This window comes from Streptomyces sp. NPDC059567, assembly GCF_042735655.1.
Taxonomy (GTDB): Bacteria; Actinomycetota; Actinomycetes; order Streptomycetales; family Streptomycetaceae; genus Streptomyces.
On sequence record NZ_JBHWBS010000213.1, the window covers coordinates 1 to 1,508 of the forward strand.

1 protein-coding gene is annotated in these 1,508 nt (G+C 68.2%); it reads right to left on the minus strand.

Annotation, left to right across the window (positions count from 1 at the left end; translation table 11 throughout):
- On the minus strand, positions 1 to 1,508 hold a 1,508-nt coding region (locus ACFVZW_RS37055; protein ID WP_384531005.1), incomplete at both ends, for an amino acid adenylation domain-containing protein.

Here is a 1,508-nt window from a genome sequence, read left to right on the forward strand (position 1 = left end):
CCGCCGTCGGCGAGGAGGTGGTGGAAGAGCAGGCCCTCCTGGAGCGGGGCGAGCGGGTAGACGTCCTTGACGTTGGCGGCGCCGCCGTCGACGGTCGCGACGATGCGGGCGACCTCGTCGGCCGTGAGGTCGACGAGCGGCAGCATCGCGGGCGTGATCTCGGCGGCGCCCGCCGGGATCAGATTGTCCGGTACCTCGACCAGCTCGGCACCCACGGAGAGTGCGACTCCGGCCGGGGTCGGAGCGTCGAAGAGGGCCCGCATGGAAACCGTGACGTTATGCCTGCGCAGGATCTCGACGAGGCGTACGGCCAGGAGAGAGTGGCCGCCGAGCCGGAAGAAGTCGTCGTCGACTCCCACGTTCTCAAGGCCCAGGACCTCGGCGAACGCCGCGCAGAGGATCTCCTCGCGCACGGTCGTCGGACCCCTCCCGGAGCCGGCGAGCCCGGCCAGGTCGGGGGCGGGCAGGGCCTTGCGGTCCAGCTTGCCGTTCACCGAGAGCGGCAGGGCCTCAAGGACCACGACGGCCGAGGGGACCATATGGGCCGGGAGCCATCGGCCGGCGAACTCGCGGACGGACAGTGTGAGTTCTTCCGTCTCGTCCTTCGGTACGACGTAGGCGACGAGGCGGGTGTCTCCGGGCACGTCCTCCCGGGCGATCACCGCGGCCTGGGCGACCTGCGGATGCGAGGCCACCACGGCCTGCAGCTCACCAGGCTCGACACGGAAGCCCCGGATCTTGACCTGCTCATCCGCCCGCCCGAGGTACTCCAGGACACCATCCGTGGTCCAGCGGGCCACATCACCCGTGCGATACATGCGCTGACCAGGCGTGAAGGGGTTCGCCACGAAACGTTCGGCCGTCAGGCCCGCCCGGCCGGCATAGCCACGAGCAAGCTGCACCCCCGCCACATAGAGCTCTCCCCCAACGCCCACCGGCATCGGCTCAAGAGCCGCATCGAGAACATAGGCACGGGTATTGGCAATCGGAGCACCGATCGGCACCGACGACGCCCCCGGCACACACTCCCAAGCGGTGACATCCACCGACGCCTCCGTCGGCCCATACAAATTGTGCAGCTCCACCCCCGGCAGCACAGAGAAGAACCGCTCCTGCGCCACCACCGGCAACGCCTCACCCGAACAGATGACCCGCCGCAGCCCACCACACTCCCCCACCGAACCCTCGGCCAGGAAAGCCTCCAACATCGACGGCACGAAATGCGCCGTCGTCACACCCTCCTCGACGATCAACCCAGCGAGATAACCAGGCTCCCGATGCCCACCCGGCCTCGCCACCACCAGCGCCGCACCCTCCAACAACGGCCAGAAGAACTCCCACACCGACACGTCGAAACCGAACGGCGTCTTCTGCAACACCCGATCACCAGCGCCAAGCCCATACCGGCCCTGCATCCACACAAGACGGTTCACGATCCCCGCATGCGACACCACCACACCCTTCGGCCGCCCCGTCGAACCCGACGTGAAGATCACATACGCCGGATT